General features: G+C 67.8%; 15 protein-coding genes and 1 CRISPR repeat array (1 of these 16 cut by a window edge). Of the genes, 3 read left to right on the forward strand and 12 right to left on the reverse strand.

Going from position 1 to position 18,143, the window contains the following annotated elements; genetic code table 11:
• A CRISPR array of direct repeats spans window positions 1–964; the repeat unit is 33 nt; unit sequence GTCGCGGCCCGCACGGGCCGCGCGGATAGAAAC; it begins 1,036 nt to the left of the window's first position.
• 490 nt (window positions 965–1,454) lie between these two features.
• Entirely contained in the window at window positions 1,455–2,375 is a 921-nt protein-coding gene (locus MYL53_RS14500; RefSeq protein WP_247854656.1) for a glycerophosphodiester phosphodiesterase, read from the reverse strand.
• A gap of 146 nt (window positions 2,376–2,521) precedes the next feature.
• Between MYL53_RS14500 and MYL53_RS14505 the strand changes: the two genes are divergently transcribed.
• Entirely contained in the window at window positions 2,522–3,112 is a 591-nt protein-coding gene (locus tag MYL53_RS14505; protein WP_247854657.1) for a DUF4202 domain-containing protein, read from the forward strand.
• A 31-nt stretch (window positions 3,113–3,143) separates the two neighbouring features.
• On the opposite strand, the gene MYL53_RS14510 is transcribed toward MYL53_RS14505, so the two are convergent.
• Window positions 3,144–4,679, reverse strand: a complete 1,536-nt coding sequence (locus tag MYL53_RS14510; RefSeq protein WP_345740384.1) for an alkaline phosphatase D family protein — start codon at window positions 4,677–4,679, stop codon at window positions 3,144–3,146.
• A 203-nt stretch (window positions 4,680–4,882) separates the two neighbouring features.
• Here MYL53_RS14510 and MYL53_RS14515 point away from each other — a divergent pair, with 203 nt between their 5' ends.
• Complete coding sequence (locus MYL53_RS14515) at window positions 4,883–5,137, forward strand: hypothetical protein (RefSeq protein ID WP_247854659.1); 255 nt, start codon at window positions 4,883–4,885, stop codon at window positions 5,135–5,137.
• Between the two features lie 8 nt (window positions 5,138–5,145).
• On the opposite strand, the gene MYL53_RS14520 is transcribed toward MYL53_RS14515, so the two are convergent.
• The 3 genes from MYL53_RS14520 to MYL53_RS14530 form a co-directional block, all read right to left on the reverse strand.
• Window positions 5,146–6,201, reverse strand: coding sequence for a C45 family autoproteolytic acyltransferase/hydrolase (locus MYL53_RS14520; RefSeq protein WP_247854660.1), 1,056 nt, complete (start codon window positions 6,199–6,201; stop codon window positions 5,146–5,148).
• A gap of 224 nt (window positions 6,202–6,425) precedes the next feature.
• The gene (locus tag MYL53_RS14525; protein WP_247854661.1) at window positions 6,426–7,682 is read right to left on the reverse strand and encodes a dicarboxylate/amino acid:cation symporter; all 1,257 of its coding nucleotides are present in this window, start codon (window positions 7,680–7,682) and stop codon (window positions 6,426–6,428) included.
• 107 nt (window positions 7,683–7,789) lie between these two features.
• On the reverse strand, window positions 7,790–8,536 hold the full coding sequence (locus MYL53_RS14530; protein ID WP_247854662.1) for a dienelactone hydrolase family protein: 747 nt from the start codon (window positions 8,534–8,536) through the stop codon (window positions 7,790–7,792).
• A 242-nt stretch (window positions 8,537–8,778) separates the two neighbouring features.
• Here MYL53_RS14530 and MYL53_RS14535 point away from each other — a divergent pair, with 242 nt between their 5' ends.
• On the forward strand, window positions 8,779–9,993 hold the full coding sequence (locus tag MYL53_RS14535; RefSeq protein WP_247854742.1) for an ABC transporter substrate-binding protein: 1,215 nt from the start codon (window positions 8,779–8,781) through the stop codon (window positions 9,991–9,993).
• 165 nt (window positions 9,994–10,158) lie between these two features.
• Here MYL53_RS14535 and MYL53_RS14540 read toward each other — a convergent pair whose 3' ends face one another.
• From MYL53_RS14540 to typA, 7 genes are all read right to left on the reverse strand, one after another.
• Window positions 10,159–11,460 carry a branched-chain amino acid ABC transporter permease gene (locus MYL53_RS14540; RefSeq protein ID WP_247854663.1) on the reverse strand — a complete coding sequence of 434 codons (1,302 nt, stop codon included), beginning with the start codon at window positions 11,458–11,460 and terminating at the stop codon, window positions 10,159–10,161.
• Entirely contained in the window at window positions 11,460–12,464 is a 1,005-nt protein-coding gene (locus MYL53_RS14545; RefSeq protein WP_247854664.1) for a branched-chain amino acid ABC transporter permease, read from the reverse strand. The genes MYL53_RS14540 and MYL53_RS14545 overlap by 1 nt, the downstream gene beginning before the upstream one ends.
• 31 nt (window positions 12,465–12,495) lie before the next feature.
• Complete coding sequence (locus tag MYL53_RS14550) at window positions 12,496–13,200, reverse strand: ABC transporter ATP-binding protein (protein WP_247854665.1); 705 nt, start codon at window positions 13,198–13,200, stop codon at window positions 12,496–12,498.
• Window positions 13,201–13,317: 117 nt separating this feature from the next.
• Entirely contained in the window at window positions 13,318–14,088 is a 771-nt protein-coding gene (locus tag MYL53_RS14555; protein ID WP_247854666.1) for an ABC transporter ATP-binding protein, read from the reverse strand.
• Between the two features lie 48 nt (window positions 14,089–14,136).
• Window positions 14,137–15,576 carry a sodium-dependent transporter gene (locus tag MYL53_RS14560; RefSeq protein WP_247854667.1) on the reverse strand — a complete coding sequence of 480 codons (1,440 nt, stop codon included), beginning with the start codon at window positions 15,574–15,576 and terminating at the stop codon, window positions 14,137–14,139.
• Between the two features lie 178 nt (window positions 15,577–15,754).
• Window positions 15,755–16,072 (reverse strand): hypothetical protein, encoded by a 318-nt coding sequence (locus tag MYL53_RS14565; RefSeq protein ID WP_247854668.1) that lies wholly within the window; start codon window positions 16,070–16,072, stop codon window positions 15,755–15,757.
• Window positions 16,073–16,201: 129 nt separating this feature from the next.
• Window positions 16,202–18,028 carry a translational GTPase TypA gene (typA, locus tag MYL53_RS14570; RefSeq protein WP_247854669.1) on the reverse strand — a complete coding sequence of 609 codons (1,827 nt, stop codon included), beginning with the start codon at window positions 18,026–18,028 and terminating at the stop codon, window positions 16,202–16,204.
• Window positions 18,029–18,143 lie beyond the last annotated feature (115 nt).

Raw genomic sequence — 18,143 nt, forward strand, 5'->3', positions numbered from 1 at the left:
CCGCGCGGATAGAAACATCAGCTCCTTGACCCACTGCTGGCCCGCGGCATGTCGCGGCCCGCACGGGCCGCGCGGATAGAAACATGAATACCCAAGGACCGGGCGTTGCTTTCAGTTTGGTCGCGGCCCGCACGGGCCGCGCGGATAGAAACTGCGACCATGAGTACCACGCGCCCTGCTGCGCTAGTCGCGGCCCGCACGGGCCGCGCGGATAGAAACCCGCCCGGGAAGCTGATGCACGGCAAGCGCCTGTGGTCGCGGCCCGCACGGGCCGCGCGGATAGAAACTGATAAGCTGATCAGCAAGTAAGCATAGGAGTAGGTCGCGGCCCGCACGGGCCGCGCGGATAGAAACAGCGTCTGCCCGTTGGGCTGCCAGCTGTTGAGCATGTCGCGGCCCGCACGGGCCGCGCGGATAGAAACGGCGACCTCACTGGCACCGTGCTGAGCGTGCAGGTCGCGGCCCGCACGGGCCGCGCGGATAGAAACATTCAATATCCACCGGGTTCCCTCCAGCTGGCCGGTCGCGGCCCGCACGGGCCGCGCGGATAGAAACAATAAGCTGTCAGTGCCGACAGCGGCGGGCCTGATGGTCGCGGCCCGCACGGGCCGCGCGGATAGAAACACGCTCCCTCAGCCCGGCTAGGATCTCCTCGATGGTGTCGCGGCCCGCACGGGCCGCGCGGATAGAAACTGGATGGATGCTGGCTTTGTCGTGCTTGATGAGAAGTCGCGGCCCGCATGGGCCGCGCGGATAGAATCAGCCAGCGCGTCTATGTGGACTGGAGCACCATCAAGTTGCCGCCTGCACGGGCCGCGCGGATAGAAACATGCGGGTGCGCGAGACCTACAACCGCGACGCCGAGTCGTGGCCTGCACGGGCCGCGCGGATAGAAACGTCGAGATGCTGTGGATGCTGCGCGGCGACACGAGTCGCGGCCCGCATGGGCCGCGTGGGTAGAAACTCCATTCGGTTGATGATGGACTCAGGCGTCCATATGTCGTGGTCCGAGTGCGGGCTGTGCGGATAGAAACTGGCTCGAGGTGCAGGGCGGCTCGATGACTGCTCCGCCGCGGTTCGCATGGAGCGCGCGGGTAGAAATATGTCCACCAGGACACTCGGCAGCTTTGCCATAGGGTCGCGGCCCCACGGGCCGCGAGGATAGAAACGTCTATGCCCTCGCCCGCGCTGCGCATCAGCCAGCGTCGTGGCCCGCACGGGTCGCGCGGATAGAAACAAGCAACAGGTCTTCGACGACACTATTACTTCAGCGTCGTGGCCTACACAGGCCACGCGGATAACAATGACACTGAGATTCCTGCCATCAAGGTGCTTGAAGCGTCGCAGTATGCACATGGCTACGCGGGTACAAGTGTCGTTAGTCTCTGTGAGTCGTCAGTGCTAGCTGACTCTTGTACCCGTAGGCTTTAATGGGGCACTTAAATCGCGGCAATTTACTCCACCAGCCCACTCAACCGATCCGGGAAGTTGGTAAACATCCCGTCCACGCCCCAGTCCAGCAGGCGCTGCATCTGCTCGGGGTCGTTGATGGTGTAGGCGTGCACCAGCAGGCCGTTGTCGTGGGCCTGTTCCACGAAGCCGGCATCGATCACGTCCTCGCTGTCGTAGACGACGTTGGGGCCGATGCCCACGGCGTAGTCGGCGATGGCCTGGAAGTCGGCGTCGCTGATCTCGGCCGGGTCCGGGGTCACGCCGGTCCATTCGGTCAGGCCGCTGCCGTCCTCGGCGGGGGAGTACCACACCAGCTGCACCAGCGGGATGTCGGCGTTGAGCTGGTGGATCTGCTGCAGGCTGCCCTGGCTGAACGACTGGATCACCACCGAGCCGGACGCGACCAGGCCATTGGCCTCGAGGGTGTCGACCAGGGCGCGCTGCAGCTCGGGGTAGCGCTCGGGTGACTTGGTCTCGATGTAGTAGCGCACGTCGCTGCCGTAGCGGTCGATCACCTCGTCGAGGGTCAGCATCCGGGCGCCTTCATAGGCCTCGTCCGCCCGCTCGGGGTGAGCCTTGTTGAACCAGCTGCCGGCGTCCAGCGCCTTGAGCTCGGCGAGGCTGTGCTCCTTCACCTTGCCCTCGCCGTCGGTGGTGCGGTCCAGGGTGTCGTCGTGGATCACCATCAGCTCGCCGTCGGCGCTCATGTGCAGGTCGAGCTCGAGGTAGTCGGCGCCCATCTCGCGGGCCTTCTCGTAGCTGGGCCAGGTGTGCTCGGGCGCGTGGCCGCTGGCCCCGCGGTGGGCGATGATCTGGAAGTCCTGCAGCTCGTCGAGCTGCTGCTCGAGGGCGTCGGCCTGGGCCGCGAGCGGGGCGGCCAGCCCGAGGGCCAGGGCAGTGGCGAGGGGAATGGCGATCTTCATGGGAATCCTTTTATTGAATGACCGTACAACATCCTGCCGGGGCCGAGCGTGGATGACAAATACGCTCGGGCCGTCGGCATCGCTTCGATGGCGTTCCGTGTCACCATGGGCGGGTCGATGTCGCGAGAGAACAACGAGGAGGTCCCATGGACGCATCGTCGCCCTATGAGCGAACCCAGGCCGCGCTGGATGCCCTGCACGCGGAGGACCCGCGCCGGGTGGAGGTGGCGGGCGAAAGCCTGCCGCTGGAGCTGTGGCACGCCGGGCGCATGAGTGATTGGTTGAACACGCTCGATGAGGCGCCGGACGAGCTGGTGCGCATCGCGGTGCACAACCAGCATCTGCAGCGCTGGCAGGTGCCGCGCGGCGACTACCCCGAGGGCCGTGTGGGCTACCTGACCTGGCGGCGCGACCAGGGCAAGCGGGCCGGGGAGACGACGGCGCAGGCGATGCGCGAGGCCGGCTACGCGGAGGACGACGCCGAGCGGGTGGCGGCGATGATCCGCAAGCAGGGCCTGGGCCGCGATGCGGGCACCCAGGCGGTGGAGGACTGCGCCTGCCTGGTGTTCCTGGAGAACTACTTCGCCGATTTCTCGAAGCAGGTCGATCACGATCATCTGATCCGCATCGTGCAGAAGACCTGGAAGAAGATGTCGCCCCGGGCCCATGAGCTGGCCCTGGGGCTGCCGATGAGCGACGAAGCCCGGCGGCTGGTGGAGGAAGCGCTGGCGGGCTGAGCGCCGCCGCCCGCGGGCGGCGGCGCAGGGCTCAGGCCCGTTGGGGCTCCAGCACCTGGCGATGCAGCGACCGGCCCGCCGCGTCCTTCAGCGTCACGGTCAGGGTCTCGCTCTCGCCGTCCAGGTCGACCTGGCCGAAGAACTGGTAGCCGTCGGAGGGCGGCAGGTTGGCCTGGCCGGCCGGCGGCGCCTTCTGGAACACCACCTCGGGGCCGAAGGTGGCGTCGAGCTCGCCGGGGCCGTAGGTGCCGGCGTGCAGCGGGCCGCTGACGAATTCCCAGAACGGCGCGAAGTCCTTGAAGCTCGCGCGCTCAGGCGCGTAGTGGTGCGCCGCCGTGTAGTGCACATCGGCGGTCAGCCACACCACGTTGTGGATATCTTCAGCGCGGATCGCCTTGAGCAGTCGGGCGATCTCCTGCTCGCGGCCCAGCGGCTGGCCGGCGTCGTCGTTGGCCACGGCCTCGAAGCGCTCGCCGTCGCGCACCACCAGGCCGATGGGCATGTCGGAGGCGATCACCTTCCAGGTGGCGGTGGAATCGCGCAGCGAATTCAGCAGCCAGCGCAGCTGCTCCGCGCCGAGCATGTCGGCGCCGCGGGCCTGGCGGTTGTCGCTATTGGCGCTGCGGAAGGTGCGCATGTCGAGCATGAACACCTCCAGGCCCGGGCCGTAGGGAAAGCGGCGGTAGACGCGCCCGGGCGCCTCGGGGCGCTGACGCAGCGGCGTGTGCTCGAGGAAGGCGCGGCGGCCGCGGGCGGCCAGCAGCGAGGCGTTCTTCTCGGTGTAGCGGTCGTCGTCGAGCAGCTCGCCGGGATACCAGTTGTTGGCGGTCTCGTGATCGTCCCACTGGGCCAGCATCGGCACCTCGGCGTTGAAGCGCCGCACGTTGGCGTCCAGCAGGTTGTAGGCGTGCTGGCCGCGGAATTCCTGCAGGGTCTCGGCCACCTTCAGCTTCTCCGCCGTCAGGCGGTTGCGCCACAGGCTGCCGTCGGCGAGTACGACGCTCTCCTCGAGCGGGCCGTCGGCGTAGACGGTGTCGCCGGAGTGGATGAAGAAGTCCGGGCGCTGCTCGCGCATGGCGGCGTAGGTGGTCATGCCGCCGCGCGCCTCGTCGATGCCCCAGCCCTGGCCGGCGGTGTCGCCGGACCACACGAAGCGCACGTCGCGCCGGGTCTGCGGCGGCAGGCGAAGGCGTCCGGTGACCGGCTCGCTGAGCGCGCGATGATCGCCCAGGGCGGCGAAGCGTACGCGGTAGTGGACCTCGTCCAGGCCGCCGAGCCCGGTCGCGTCCAGCTTGGCGGTCAGGCCATCGGCGGGCAGCGCCTCGGGGCCTTGCAGCCGCCAGGCGGCGCGGAACTCGGGGTTGTCGGCGAGCTCGACCAGCATGCGGGCCGGGCGGTCGACCCGCGACCACAGCATGGCGCGGTCGGCGAGCATGTCGCCGCTCATCACGCCGCCGTCGACGACCGGGCGCCGGCCCTCGGCCAGCACGATGGCGGGGGCGACCAGGCCGGTGCCGAGCGTGGCACCGCCGGCCAGGCCGAGCTTGAGTACACCGCGTCGCGTCATGCGCATCATCGTTTCCTTCCTGTGGAGGGTGGGCGCTCACATGATGGCGCCGGTGAATGACAACGGCTTGGCAGCCTCATGACGCGGCGTTGAACGTGACTCGCGTCATGTCATCGCGCCCCTTGCTTGACAGGGTGTGTCCTGCCTACCCATAGTTGCATTTGATAATCGTTATCATTAAATGGCGCTATCGGGAGGCGGACATGGCTCATCACATTCGCGCGGCGGTTCACGGCACCCATCCCATCTGGCAGGTCTGCGACGTCAGCGCCTGTGCGGTCCGCATGGCCTGGGCGCACGCTCACGACGAGGCCGACTACGAGGACCCGGCGAGTGCGGCGATGCGCCGCGAGGAGGCGATCGCTGAGCATCAGCGGCGCTTCCTGCGCACCACCGAACGCTATCTGAGGGGCGAGCTGGGTGAGCCGCCGAAGCTGGGCGCCTGGCGGCGGAAGTGAAAAGGTGATCAGTCGCCGTCGAGCCTCACGTCCAGGCTGACGTCGCTCTCGCAGGGCTTGCCGTGGCGCAGCACCAGGCGCCGCTCGCGCAGGTTCATGACCACCGCGAACAGCGTCTCCATGCGCTCTTCGGCCGGCTGGTCGGGGTTGAAGTGGCGGCAGATCGAGAGCGGGGCGTTGTCGTGATCGGCGAGCATCGCGAACAGCGTCTCGGCGTCGACCGCCGCGCCCAGCGGCAGCCGCTCGCGCAGTAGCGCGTCGATGCGCGATAGCCGGGTGCCGGAGTCCGGCCGCGGGAAGTCCTCCACCTGGCAGGTGGCGGTCTCGGCGTAGAGGTGGTTGGTGTGGGTGACCGCGCCGCCGCGGGGCTCCAGCACGCCGGGCAGGCCGGGATGCACCTCGAAGCCGGCGGCGCGACCGTCGCCGCTGGCGATCAGGCAGTGGGCCGGGGAGCAGACCCGGTCGTGGGTGACCACCCTCGTCGCCGCGTCGAACGACTCGGCCTCGAGGATCTTGCGCAGCGCCAGATGGATCGGCAGCCCCTCGCCCAGGGTCCGCGAGCGAATGGCGTTGAGGCACACGCCGACCCCGTGTTCGTTGAGGCCGATCTTGGCGACCATCCCCGCCTCGCCGACGCTGACCAGCCTCGGCGCGCCCGTCGGGCGTAGCTCCATCGCCACCACGTTGTGCAGCTGGTCGCTGCGCCAGTCCCAGTTCTGGGCCAGCCACTGAGTGCCGTCGCGGTTGATCGAGAGCGCGGTGCAGCCGCCGCTGGCCTGGGTCAGCGAGATCTCGCTGCGGCAATTGAGGGTGAGGATGTCCTCGAGGTCGAGCCCGGCGCCGCGGGCGATGCCGGCCATCTCGTCGAGCATCTCGGGGAAGCCGCGTTCGATCATCGGCACGAAGCGCTCGGCGACGCGGCGGGCCTCGGTCCAGCACAGGCCGACGAAGTCGTGGAACAGCCGGTCGTAGACCTCGAGGCTCGAGGTGATCAGGGCGGCGTGGGTGCGGCCGTGGGCCTCGCCGATCTCGGCGCGGGAGCCGGAGAAGACGCTGAGCTGCATGGTGACCTCCAGGGAAGAGGGGAATGCGCTCAGCCTAGCAGGATCGGTCGGGGCGCCGGGCGGAAGCCTCGCCCGGCATCTATGTGGTACGGGACTGATCCGTCGACAGGTCGACGAGGGGCGCTGTGAACCCGTCCATGGGCGCTACTTTTGCCATCCATGGCAAAAACCCCCTCTATGACCTGTCCCCGGCGCCCCGTTTCATGCTGGGCAGCGGGGCGGTATCAGCTCTTGCGCGGGGCGTTGTAGACGCTTTCGTCCAGCTCGCCTTCGCTCTTGCCGACCAGGGTGGTGACCATCAGGTCGCCGGCCACGTTGACGCTGGTGCGCGCCATGTCGAGCAGGCGGTCGATGCCGGCGATCACCGCGATGGCCTCCAGCGGCAGGCCGATCTGGGCCATGACGATGGACAGCATCACCAGGCCCGCGCCGGGCACGCCGGCGGTGCCGATCGAGGCCAGGGTGCCGGTGACGATGATCATGCCGTAGTCCGCGAGGCTCAGGTCGACGCCGACCAGCTGGGCGATGAACACCGCGACCACGCCCTGATAGATGGCGGTTCCGTCCATGTTGATGGTGGCGCCCACCGGCAGCACGAAGCCGGACACGCCCTCGGAGACGCCGAGGTTGTTGCGCGCGCAGCGCAGCGAGACCGGCAGGGTGCCGGACGACGAGGCCGAGGAGTAGGCCACCACCAGGGCGTCGAGGATGCCCTGCAGGTAGCGCAGCGGGTTCAGCCGGCCAAGCAGCGCCAGCAGCCCGGAGTAGACCACCAGCACGTGCAGGGCGCTGGCCAGGTAGGCCACGCCGATCACCTTGGCCAGCGGCAGCAGTACCTCGAGGCCGTAGCTGCCCGCCACGTGGGCGATCAGGCCGAACACGCCGATCGGCGCGAAGGCCATGACGATGTTGGTCAGCTTGACCATGGCCTCGGCGAAGCCTTCGAACACGCGCACCACCGGCTCGCCTTTCTCGCCGATCAGGGTCAGCGAGATGCCGAGCCCGATGGCGAACACGATGATCTGCAGGATGTTGCCGCTGGCCAGGGCGTCGATGGGGTTGCGCGGCACCAGGTTGACCAGGATCTCGGTCAGGCTGGGCGCGTCCTTGGCCTCGACGGGCGAGTCGAAGCTCATCTCCAGGCCGATGCCGGGCTGGAACAGCCAGGAGGCGAGCAGGCCGATGGCGATGGCGAAGGCCGTGGTCACCAGGTAGAGGGCGATGGTGCGGGCGCCGATGCGGCCCATCTTCTGCGGGTCGCGCATGGCGGTGATGCCGACCACCAGGGTCGAGAACACCAGCGGCACGATCAGCATCTTGATGGCGTTGATGAAGATATCGCCGAGCGGCTTGAAGACGCTGGCGTCCTCGCCGAGCAGGGCGCCGGTGAGCACGCCGAGCGCCAGGCCGGCGAGGATCTTCTGCCACAGCGGAATGCGCCGCCAGAGGCCGCTGGCGGCGGACGTCGTGGAATCGGACAAGGGGATGTCTCCTTTCTGTTATATCGGCTTTTGGTAGCAGGAAATCATGCAGGAGCGCGATTCTACAGAAAGGAACGATTAAAAACTTGTGTAAGTGCGGCAGTGGCTCACTGCTTCGGCAGCACCTCGTCGAGCATCGTCAGGAAGGCCGACCAGGAACGCTCGTCGGCGCGCTGCTGGTAGCGGTCGCCGTCGAGGACGGTGAAGGCGTGGGGCGCGCCGGAGTAGATGTCGATCTCGTAGTCGACCCCGGCGTCCTCCAGCCGGCGCGACAGCGCCACGACATCCTCGAGGGGGATGGCCTCGTCGGCGCCGCCGTGGGCGACCAGGATCGGCGGGGTGTCCGGCCCGTAGCCCTGGCCCTCCGGCGTGGCCAGGCCGCCGTGGAAGGTGGCGTAGCCGTGCACGTCCTCGGCGGCGCCGCTGCGCGCCAGCTCCAGCACCACGGCGCCACCGAAGCAGTAGCCCATCACCACCGTCGCCGCGGCGGCGCCCTGGGCTCGGGCCTCGGCCAGTCCGGCCAGGGTCAGCGCGCGCATGCGCTCGCGGTCCTGGTAGAGCTTCGCCGTCTCGGCCTTCTTGGCCGCGGTTTCCACCGGGCGGTTGCCCTGGCCGTAGAGGTCGAGGGCGAAGGCGTCATAGCCCTGCTCGGCGAGCATCTCGGCGCGGCGGCGCTCGTAGTCGGTCAGGCCGTCCCAGTCGTGGATGATCAGCACCGTGCCGCGGGCGTCGTCGGCGGCCGGTGCGAAGTAGCCGGTGAAGGGCTCGTCGTCCACGCGATAGTCGATCTCGCGGCCGTCGGCCTGGGCGGTGCTGGCCAGCGCGGCCAGGGTGAGAAACGTCAGCGGTCGCATCGTGCGGTCCTCGGCGATGGATGAGAGAGGCCCTCAGTATAGGCGGCCGAGCGAGGCCAGCGTTGAAGCGCCCGTTCGATTGCTGATACGAGGAAAGTGGGGCTTGTTAATCAAGGCATTGCGGGCCGCCTGGCGGCGCCCAGCGTTGGCAGCCGCGGGTTGTGTTTTGGGCGGCGGCCTTCCAGATTGGAGGGGTGTGATTCGCGCAGCGGATGATTCGAGCAACCAGAGCGAGACCAACAATCATGAAGAAACGCGTTCTAGCGACGGCGGTGGCCGCGACCACCCTGGCCCTCTCCGGCATGGCCCAGGCCGAGGTCAAGATCGGCTTCCTCGGCGGTTTCACCGGCGGCATCGAGAGCCTGACGCCGCCGATCTTCGACGGCGCCAACCTGGCGGTGCAGCAGATCAACGAGCAGGGCGGGGTGCTGGACGGCGAGGAGATCGTCATGCCCACCGGCGATACCACCTGCTCCGACGCCTCGGCGGCCTCCAACGCGGCCGACCGCATGGTCAACACCGAGCAGGTCACCGCCATCGTCGGCGCCCTGTGTACCGGTGCCACCGTGGCCGCGGCCAACAACGCTGCCATTCCCGGCGGCGTGACCATGGTCTCCCCGGCCTCCACCGCGCCGGCGGTCACCGACCTGGACGACAACGACCTGGTCTTCCGCACCGTGCCTTCCGACGCCTTCCAGGGCGAGATGCTGGCCAAGCTGCTGCTCGACAAGGGCATCCAGGAAGTCGCCGTCACCTACGTCAACAACGACTACGGCCGCGGCCTGGCGGATGCCTTCGTGGCCGCCTTCGAGAAGGGCGGCGGCAGCGTGCTCGAGAACCTGGCCCACGAGGACAACCGCGCCGATTACCGCTCCGAGCTGGGCACCCTGGCCGCCACCGGCGCCCAGACCCTGGTGGTGCTGGCCTATGCCGACACCTCCGGCCAGACCGTGCTGCGCCAAGCCTACGAGAGCGGCATGTTCACCCAGTACGTGGGCGGCGACGGCATGGTCGGCGACAGCCTGGTCGAGGCCATCGGCGCCGACGTGCTCAACGGCATGATTGCCACTCGTCCGGGCAGTCCGGAACTGCCGGGCACCGCCATGTTCAACCAGCAGGCCAACGCGGCCGGCATCGACCCCAGCGCGGTGTTCGCCGCCCAGGCCTACGACGCCGCCTTCCTGCTTGGTCTGGCCATCGAGCAGAACGGCAGCGCCGACCGCGAGGGCCTGAACGAGGCGCTGCGCAGCGTCGCCAGCGCCCCCGGCGAGGTGATCCTGCCCGGCGAGTGGGAGAAGGCCAAGCAGCTGATCGACGCCGGTACCGAGATCAACTACGAAGGCGCCTCTGGCACTCAGGAATTCGACGCCAACGGCGACGTGCCGGGCGTGGTGCAGGAGATGCTGGTCGAGGATGGCACCTTCACCATCCAGGGCTACGTCGACGCCGACGAGTAAGCGTCGGCCGTATCGCCCGAACGACGAAGGCCCTGGCAGCGATGCCAGGGCCTTTTTGTGTCTGGGTGAGGGGAAGGAGGTGAGGAGTAAGGTGAGCGCCTCTTCACGCCTTACCCCTCACGCCTTACCCCTCACACCTTACGCCGTACTCCTTACTTCTCGCCCTCACTCCACGTGCTTGGTCTTCTCGGGCAACAGCCCCTTGGGCGCGAAGCGCAGCACCAGGGTGATCAGCAGCCCGATCACGAACACCCGGGCCTGCAGCGCGCGGCTGTCGAGGCTGGCCGGGGCGTCCCAGCCGAAGGTGCTCTCGCCGAAGTGCACGGCCAGCTCCATCAGGAACAGCGCCAGCGGTTCGGACATCAGCCAGATGATGTACACCGCCACGGCGCCGAAGATGGTGCCCAGGTTGTTGCCGGGGCCGCCGAGGATGACCATCACCAGCACCAGGAAGGTGTGATTCAACGGCAGGTAGCCCTGGGGATCGAACAGGCTGTTGAAGCTCGCCAGCACGGCGCCGCCGATGCCCATCAGGATGCAGCCCAGCACGAAGATCTCCAGCCGGCGCTTGTTGATGTCCTTGCCCATGGCCGCCGAGGAGATCTCGTTGTCGCGGATGGCGCGGATCATCCGCCCCCAGGGGGCGTGATAGGCGCGGTGCAGCAGGAAGAAGATCGCCGCGATCATCACCGCCGTGACCGACAGGTACAGGGCGCGGGCCAGGGTGAAGCCGACCTCGGCGGGCCCGGGCACCGGCCATGGCAGCGGCGAGACGGTGGCGGTGCCGCGGGTCAGCCAGTCGGAGTTCTTGAGGAACGCCTTGATGATCTCGGCGATGCCGATGGTGGCGATGGCCAGATAGTCGCTGCGCAGGCCCAGGCAGATGTGGCCGATGAAGTAGCCCACGCCGCCGGCCAGGGCGCCGCCGATGATCCAGCCGACCCAGGCCGGCAGGCCCAGGCCGCCGATGAAGCCGGCCTGGGACTCGATCTGGTCGGCGACCCCGCGGAAGGCGCTGATCACCACCATGTACAGCACCACGGCCAGCACGACCGTGATGGCGGTGCGCAGTTTCTTCGGCACGCCGATGCGGTCCAGCCGGGAGGCGCCGAACACCACCAGCACGGCGCCGACGATATAGGCCAGCACCGTGCCCAGCTGGCCGGGCAGGTCGGAGTCCCAGAAGGCGTCGTTGACCGGCACGCTGAAGAACATGGCGCAGAAGCCGCCCAGGGCGACGAAGCCCATGACGCCGGCGTTGAACTGGCCGGCATAGCCCCACTGGATGGTCAGCCCCAGGGCCAGGATGGCGTAGCAGGCGGCCTCGACCAGCATGCGGGTGCTGTAGGCGGCGCCCATCATGGCGTAGACGCCGAGGACGGCGACCAGCAGGGCCGCGAAGATGACTACCTCGCGCAGCGGGAAGCGGCGCGGGGCGGCGACGGTATCGGTGCGTGTCGTGCTCATCAGATCACCTTGCCCTTGAAGATGCCGGTGGGGCGCCACACCAGGATGGCGACGAGAATGAAGAAGGGCACCACGATCTTGTACTCGGTGCCGACGAAGGCCAGATTGCCGGCCTGGGCCAGCCAGTCCGGCAGGCTGTCGCGGAAGGGCCGCAGCAGGATGCCCCAGTTGAACACCGCCAGGGTCTCGGCGAAGCCGACCACGAAGCCGCCGGCGATGGCGCCGTAGGGATGGCCCACGCCGCCGACGATGGCCGCGGCGAAGATCGGCAGCAGCAGGAAGAAGCTGAGGTCGGGCTTGAAGGTCACGTCCAGCGACAGCAGGGTGCCGGCGATGGCGGCCAGGCCGCCGGCGATCACCCAGGTCACGGCGACGATGGTGTTGGTGTTGATGCCCGAGGCCTGCGCCAGCGAGGGGTTGTCGGACATGGCGCGCATGGCCTTGCCCAGCCGCGAGCGCGACAGGAAGAGGTGCAGCGCCACCACGCTGATCAGCGTCAGCGCGAACAGGTAGAGCTGCGGCTCGGTGATCACCACCGGCACCCGCACGCCCTCGATGGGCAGGGCGAGGCGGAAGATCTCCTTGCGGTCGTCGACGTAGAGGCTCTCGCCGCCGGTGCCGGCGAACAGGCGGATCAGCCCCTGCAGCATCAGGGTCACGCCCAGCGAGGCGATGACCATGACGATCGGCTTCACGCCGTGGGCGCGCAGCGGCTTGTAGAAGGCGCGGTCGATGCCCACCGCCAGCAGCGCGGTCAGCGCCATGGCCAGCGGCAGCATGATCAGCGGCGTGGGGATGCCGATGGCCGCCCCCGCGCTGGGAAACAGCGTCGTGAGCAAGAGCACCATGAAGGCGCCGAAGGTCATCATGTCGCCGTGGGCGAAGTGGGCGAAGCGCATGATGCTGAAGATCAGCGTCACCCCCACCGCGCCGATGGCGTAGATCGAGCCGGCCACGCAGCCGGCGATCACCACGTTGTTGATGAAAAACACGAGTTCGTTCACGGGGTCTCTCCGATGTACCGTCGCGGCGGGCTCAGCCGCCGAGGAAGCTCTTGGCGACGTCCGGGTCGGCCAGCAGGGCCGCGCCGGTGTCGGTGAAGCGGTTCTGGCCGGCGGCCAGCACGAAGCCCTTGTCGGCGATGGCCAGCGCCTGCTTGGCGTTCTGCTCGACCATCAGGATGCCGACGCCGGCGGCGTTGACCTCCTTCACCCGCTCGAAGATCTCGTTCATGTACAGCGGCGAGAGGCCGGCGGTGGGTTCGTCGAGCAGCAGCACCTCGGGCTCGGCCATCAGCGCGCGGCCCATGGCGACCATCTGGCGCTGGCCGCCGGAAAGCTCGCCGGCGGGCTGGTGACGCTTGTCGTAGAGCGGCGGAAAGAACTCGTAGACCCGGCTCAGCATGCGCTTGACGTTGCCGGGCTTGAGGTAGGCGCCCATCTCCAGGTTTTCCTTCACCGAGAGGCTGGGAAAGACGTTGTATTCCTGGGGCACGAAGCCCATGCCCTTCTGGACGAGCCTGTTGGGCGGCAGGTTGTGGATGGGTTCGCCGCGCAGCAGGATCTCGCCCTGGCTGACATGGAGCAGGCCGAACACGGCCTTGAGCATGGTCGACTTGCCGGCACCGTTGGGACCGACGATGACGCCGATCTCGTTCGCTTCGATGGCCATGTCCACCCCGTTGAGGATGTTCATGCCGCCGTAGCCGCCATGCACGTCGCGTGCGTCGAGTAGTGGCATAGAGGATTCTCTGCGTTGTCGTTATCGGGCGGGATCCGGCCGCCCCTCGTTGTTGTCGTGTGCCGCTGCCGGCGAGCCTCCAGGCTGCGGATAAACCCCTAGGTCGCCGGAGAACCCCTAGGCCGCGGGTGAACCGAAATAGGCCTCGATGACCTCGGGGTTGTTCTGGATCTCCTCGATGGAGCCCTCGACCATCACGCTGCCCTGGGCGAGCACGATCACCGGATCGCAGAGCCGCGCGATCATGTCCATGTCGTGCTCGATGACCAGGAAGGTGTAGCCCATCTCGCGGTTGAGGCGCTCGATGTTGCCGACCAGGTCGCCGAGCAGGGTACGGTTGACCCCGGCGGCGATCTCGTCGAGCAGCACCACCTTGGCGTCGGTCATCATGGTGCGGCCGAGCTCGAGCAGCTTCTTCTGGCCGCCGGAGAGATTGCCGGCCAGCTCGTTGCGCACGTGGCGCAGGCCGACGAAGTCGATCACCTCCAGCGCCCGGCGCTTGACCTCGGCCTCCTCGCGGCGCACCTGGCCCGGCTTGAACCAGGTGGCGAACAGGTTCTCGCCGGCCTGGGCGGGCGGCACCATCATCAGGTTCTCCAGCGCCGTCATGTTCGAGAACTCGTGGGCGATCTGGAAGGTGCGCAGCAGGCCCTTGTGGAACAGCGCGTCGGCGGGGCGGTTGGTGATGTCCTCGCCGTCGAAGACGATCTGGCCGGAGTCCAGCGGCAGGGCGCCGGCGATGATGTTGAACAGCGTCGACTTGCCGGCGCCGTTGGGGCCGATCAGGCCGGTGATGGAGCCTTCCTCGACCTGCAGCGAGCAGTCGTTGATGACCTTGAGGCCACCGAAGGCCTTGTTGACGTGTCGGACGTCGATGATGGCGGACATGTCTTACCCGTTATGCATTGTTCATTGTTGTAGGACGGTGCGCGGCGACTAGGCATGGCGCTCCGTCAGGAAACTGCGGCCGGCGGCGAAGGCGCCGACGATCACCACCGCACCGATGGTGGGAATCCAGTAGCCCTGCACCTGGGGAATGCTGCGCAGGAACACGAAGGCCACCGCGGCCGGGGCCACGAAGCGCACCAGCAGGCGCCAGACCTGGAACCAGGAGTCGCCGGTGCGCATCTCCTTCATCACCTCGCCGTGGGTCAGCACCCAGCCGGCGAACAGCGCGATCAGCAGGCCGCCGAGGGGCATGAAGATGTTGGTGGCCAGCTCCAGCACCTCGAAGGGGCTGCGCCCCGTGAGCTGATGGAAGGAGGAGTCGCCGGCCCAGAGGTTGAAGCTGAACACCGTGAGCAGGCCCAGCGCCCAGCTGGCGATCACCATGGCCGAGACCGCCTGGGGCCGGCTGATGTCGAAGCGCTCGACCAGATAGGCGGCCACCGGCTCGATCAGCGAGATCGACGAGCTCAGCGCCGCCCCCAGCACCAGGATGAAGAACACGGCGCCGAGCAGGGCGCCGCCGGGCATCTCGGCGAAGGCCAGCGGCAGGGTGACGAACATCAGCCCCGGGCCCTCGGCGGGGTCGAGGCCGGCGCCGAACACCAGGGCGAAGATCGCCACGCCGGCGACCAGGGCCACCGCGGTGTCGACGATGGCGATGGTGAAGGCGGTGCCGGTCAGCGAGGCGTCGCCGGACATGTAGGCGCCGTAGGCCATGATCGCGCCCATGCCGAGGCTCAGGGTGAAGAACGACTGGCCCATGGCCTCGAGCCAGCCTTCCAGGCTCAGGTCGGCGACGTTGAAGGTGAACAGGAAGTCCATCGCCCGGCCCAGGTCGCCGATCGCCGCCGCATAGGCCAGTACCACCATCAGGATCACGAACAGCGCCGGCATCAGGATGCGCAGGCCGTTCTCGATGCCGCGGTGGGTGCCGAGCCCGACCACCAGCGCCGAGGCGCCGATGAACAGGCTGTGGTAGAGGGTCAGCAGCGGCGGCGAGGCCAGCAGGGCGTCGAAGCTGGCGGCCACGGCCTCGGCGTCGGCGCCGCTCAGGCGGCCGGTGAGCATCAGGCCGGTGTAGTGGATCGCCCAGCCGGCGATCACCGAGTAGAAGCTGAGGATGATGAAGGCCGAGAAGGCGCCCAGCCAGCCGATCGACTCCCAGGCGCGGGAGGTCTGGTGAGTACGGGTCAGGAATCGCATGCCCATGATCGGGCTGCGCCGGCTGTTGCGGCCGAGCATGGTCTCGGCGATCAGGATCGGGATGCCGACGGCGAAGATGGTCAGGGCGTAGACCAGCAGGAAGGCGCCGCCGCCGTTCTCGCCGGCCAGGTAGGGAAAGCGCCATAGATTGCCGAGCCCCACCGCCGAGCCGACGGCGGCGAGCAGGAAGGTGCCCTTGTGCGTCCAGACGTTGTTCGTGCTCATGGGTTCTCGGAAGTGCGCGCGGCCTCGAGGACGTGTGCCATCAAGCGTGGGCCATGGTGATACTGCGCCGGGATCTCCGGCCTCATGGCCGTCACTGTGCGCCAGACGCGGGCCGCTTGACCAGATGGCTTGCGTTTAGGGGCCGTTGGCGACGGTGGATGGTAATCCGGACGCCGCTTCAGTCCTGATCGTCGTCCGCTGCGGGGTGGCGCGGCTCCATGGCGCGCAGGGCATCGGGCAGGCGCACGGTGTCGCCGAGCGCCAGGTCGCCGACGCTCTGCTCGCGGCGGCCGTTGTCGGCGGCGATCAACGCCACCACCTCGCCGATGCTGGTGTCCTCGACCCGGGCATCGACCCGCACCCGCACGCTGAAGCCCCGGAAGCGCGCGCTGATGATGCTGCCCTCGTGGGGCTCCGGATAGTCCTGAGGGTGGTCCTTGTAGTAGCGCTCTACGCTGGCGCTGCCGGGATCGTCCCATTCGACGTGCTTGTGCATCGGGCTGTCTCCTTGGTAAACGGCTGTTTCAGCATAGCCTCCGGCCGGGGGGCGAGGCCATCGACGAAAGCGGCAGAAACGAAAGCGCCCGCCATGATGGCGGGCGCTGTCCTGAGGCGGCGAAGCGGCTTACTTCTTCTTGAAGCGCTTGCGCTCGTTCTCGCTCAGCAGCTTCTTGCGCAGGCGGATGTGATTCGGCGTGATCTCGACCAGTTCGTCGTCGTCGAGGAACTCGATCGCCTGCTCCAGGGTGAAGCGGATCGGCGGCGTCAGCACCAGGTTCTCGTCGTTGCCGGAGGCGCGCATGTTGTCGAGCTTCTTGGCCTTGGTCGGGTTGACGACCATGTCCTCGGCGCGGCTGTTGATACCGATCAGCATGCCCTCGTAGACCTCGGTGCCGTGCTCGACGATCAGCTTGCCGCGGTCCTGCAGCGCGAACAGCGCGTAGGCCAGGGCCTTGCCGGAGACCATGGACACCAGCACGCCGTTGCGGCGCTCGACCGAGGCGTCCGGCTTGAGGTCGCCGTAGTGGTCGAAGCGGCTGGTCAGGATGCCGGTGCCGGAGGTCAGGGTCAGGAACTGGCCGCGGAAGCCGATCAGGCCGCGCGCCGGGATGATGAAGTCGAGACGCACCCGGCCCTTGCCGTCGGGGTTCATGTTCTTGAGCTCGCCCTTGCGGTAGCCGAGCTCCTCCATGATGGCGCCCTGGTGCTGCTCCTCGCAGTCGATGATGACTTCTTCGTAGGGCTCCTGCTCCTGGCCGTCGATCTCGCGGATGATGACCTCGGGACGGCCCACGGCCAGCTCGAAGCCTTCGCGACGCATGCTCTCGATCAGCACCGAGAGGTGCAGCTCGCCGCGGCCGGAGACGATGAACTTCTCGGGGGAGTCGCCCTGCTCGACGCGCAGCGCCACGTTGTGGATCAGCTCCTGGTCGAGGCGATCCTTGATGTTGCGGCTGGTGACGAACTTGCCGTCCTTGCCGGCGAACGGCGAGTCGTTGACCTGGAAGGTCATGGACACGGTCGGCTCGTCGACGGTCAGCGCCGGCAGCGCCTCGACGGCGGACGGATCGCACAGCGTATCGGAGATCGCCAGATCCTCGATGCCGGTGATGCAGATGATGTCGCCGGCGGTGGCTTCCTCGGTCTGCACGCGCTCGAGGCCGAGGTGGGTCATCACCTGGCCGATCTTGCCGCGGCGGGTGTTGCCTTCCTTGGTGACCACGGTGACCTGCTGGTTCGGCTTGACGCTGCCGCGGGTGATGCGGCCCAGGCCGATGACGCCGACGTAGCTGTTGTAGTCCAGCGCCGAGATCTGCATCTGGAACGGGGCTTCCAGCTCGACCTTGGGCGGCTCGACGATGTCGACGATGGCCTCGAACATCGGGCGCATGTCGTCGGTCAGCTGATCCGGCTCGGGGCCGGCCACGCCGTTGAGGGCGGAGCAGTAGATGATCGGGAAGTCGAGCTGCTCGTCGCTGGCACCGAGGTTGTCGAAGAGGTCGAAGATCTGGTCGATGACCCAGTCCGGACGCGCGCCGGGGCGGTCGATCTTGTTGACCACCACGATCGGCTTGAGGCCCTGGTCGAAGGCCTTCTGGGTCACGAAGCGGGTCTGCGGCATCGGGCCGTCGACGGCGTCGACCATCAGCAGCACGGAGTCGACCATGGACATGACGCGCTCGACCTCGCCGCCGAAGTCGGCGTGTCCAGGGGTGTCCACGATGTTGATGTGGTAGTCCTTGCCGTTGCCGTCATCCCAGCGGATCGCCGTGTTCTTGGCCAGGATGGTGATGCCGCGTTCCTTCTCCTGGTCATTGGAGTCCATGATGCGCTCCTGGCCCTCGGCCTTGCGGTCCAGGGTGCCGGACTGCTGGAGGAGCTTGTCGACCAGGGTGGTCTTGCCGTGGTCGACGTGAGCGATGATGGCGATGTTGCGAAGATTCTCGATCACGACGGGATCCTGCTGGGAAAATTGGGCTGGCATTATAGGGTCAGTACCTCGGCGCTACCAGCCTTGTGACCAAGAATCCGTTTCCCGCGCATCGTGGGCTTCGGTCCGTCAGCGC

Origin of the sequence: Halomonas getboli, from assembly GCF_023094245.1 — a bacterium.
Lineage (GTDB): Bacteria > Pseudomonadota > Gammaproteobacteria > Pseudomonadales > Halomonadaceae > Halomonas > Halomonas getboli.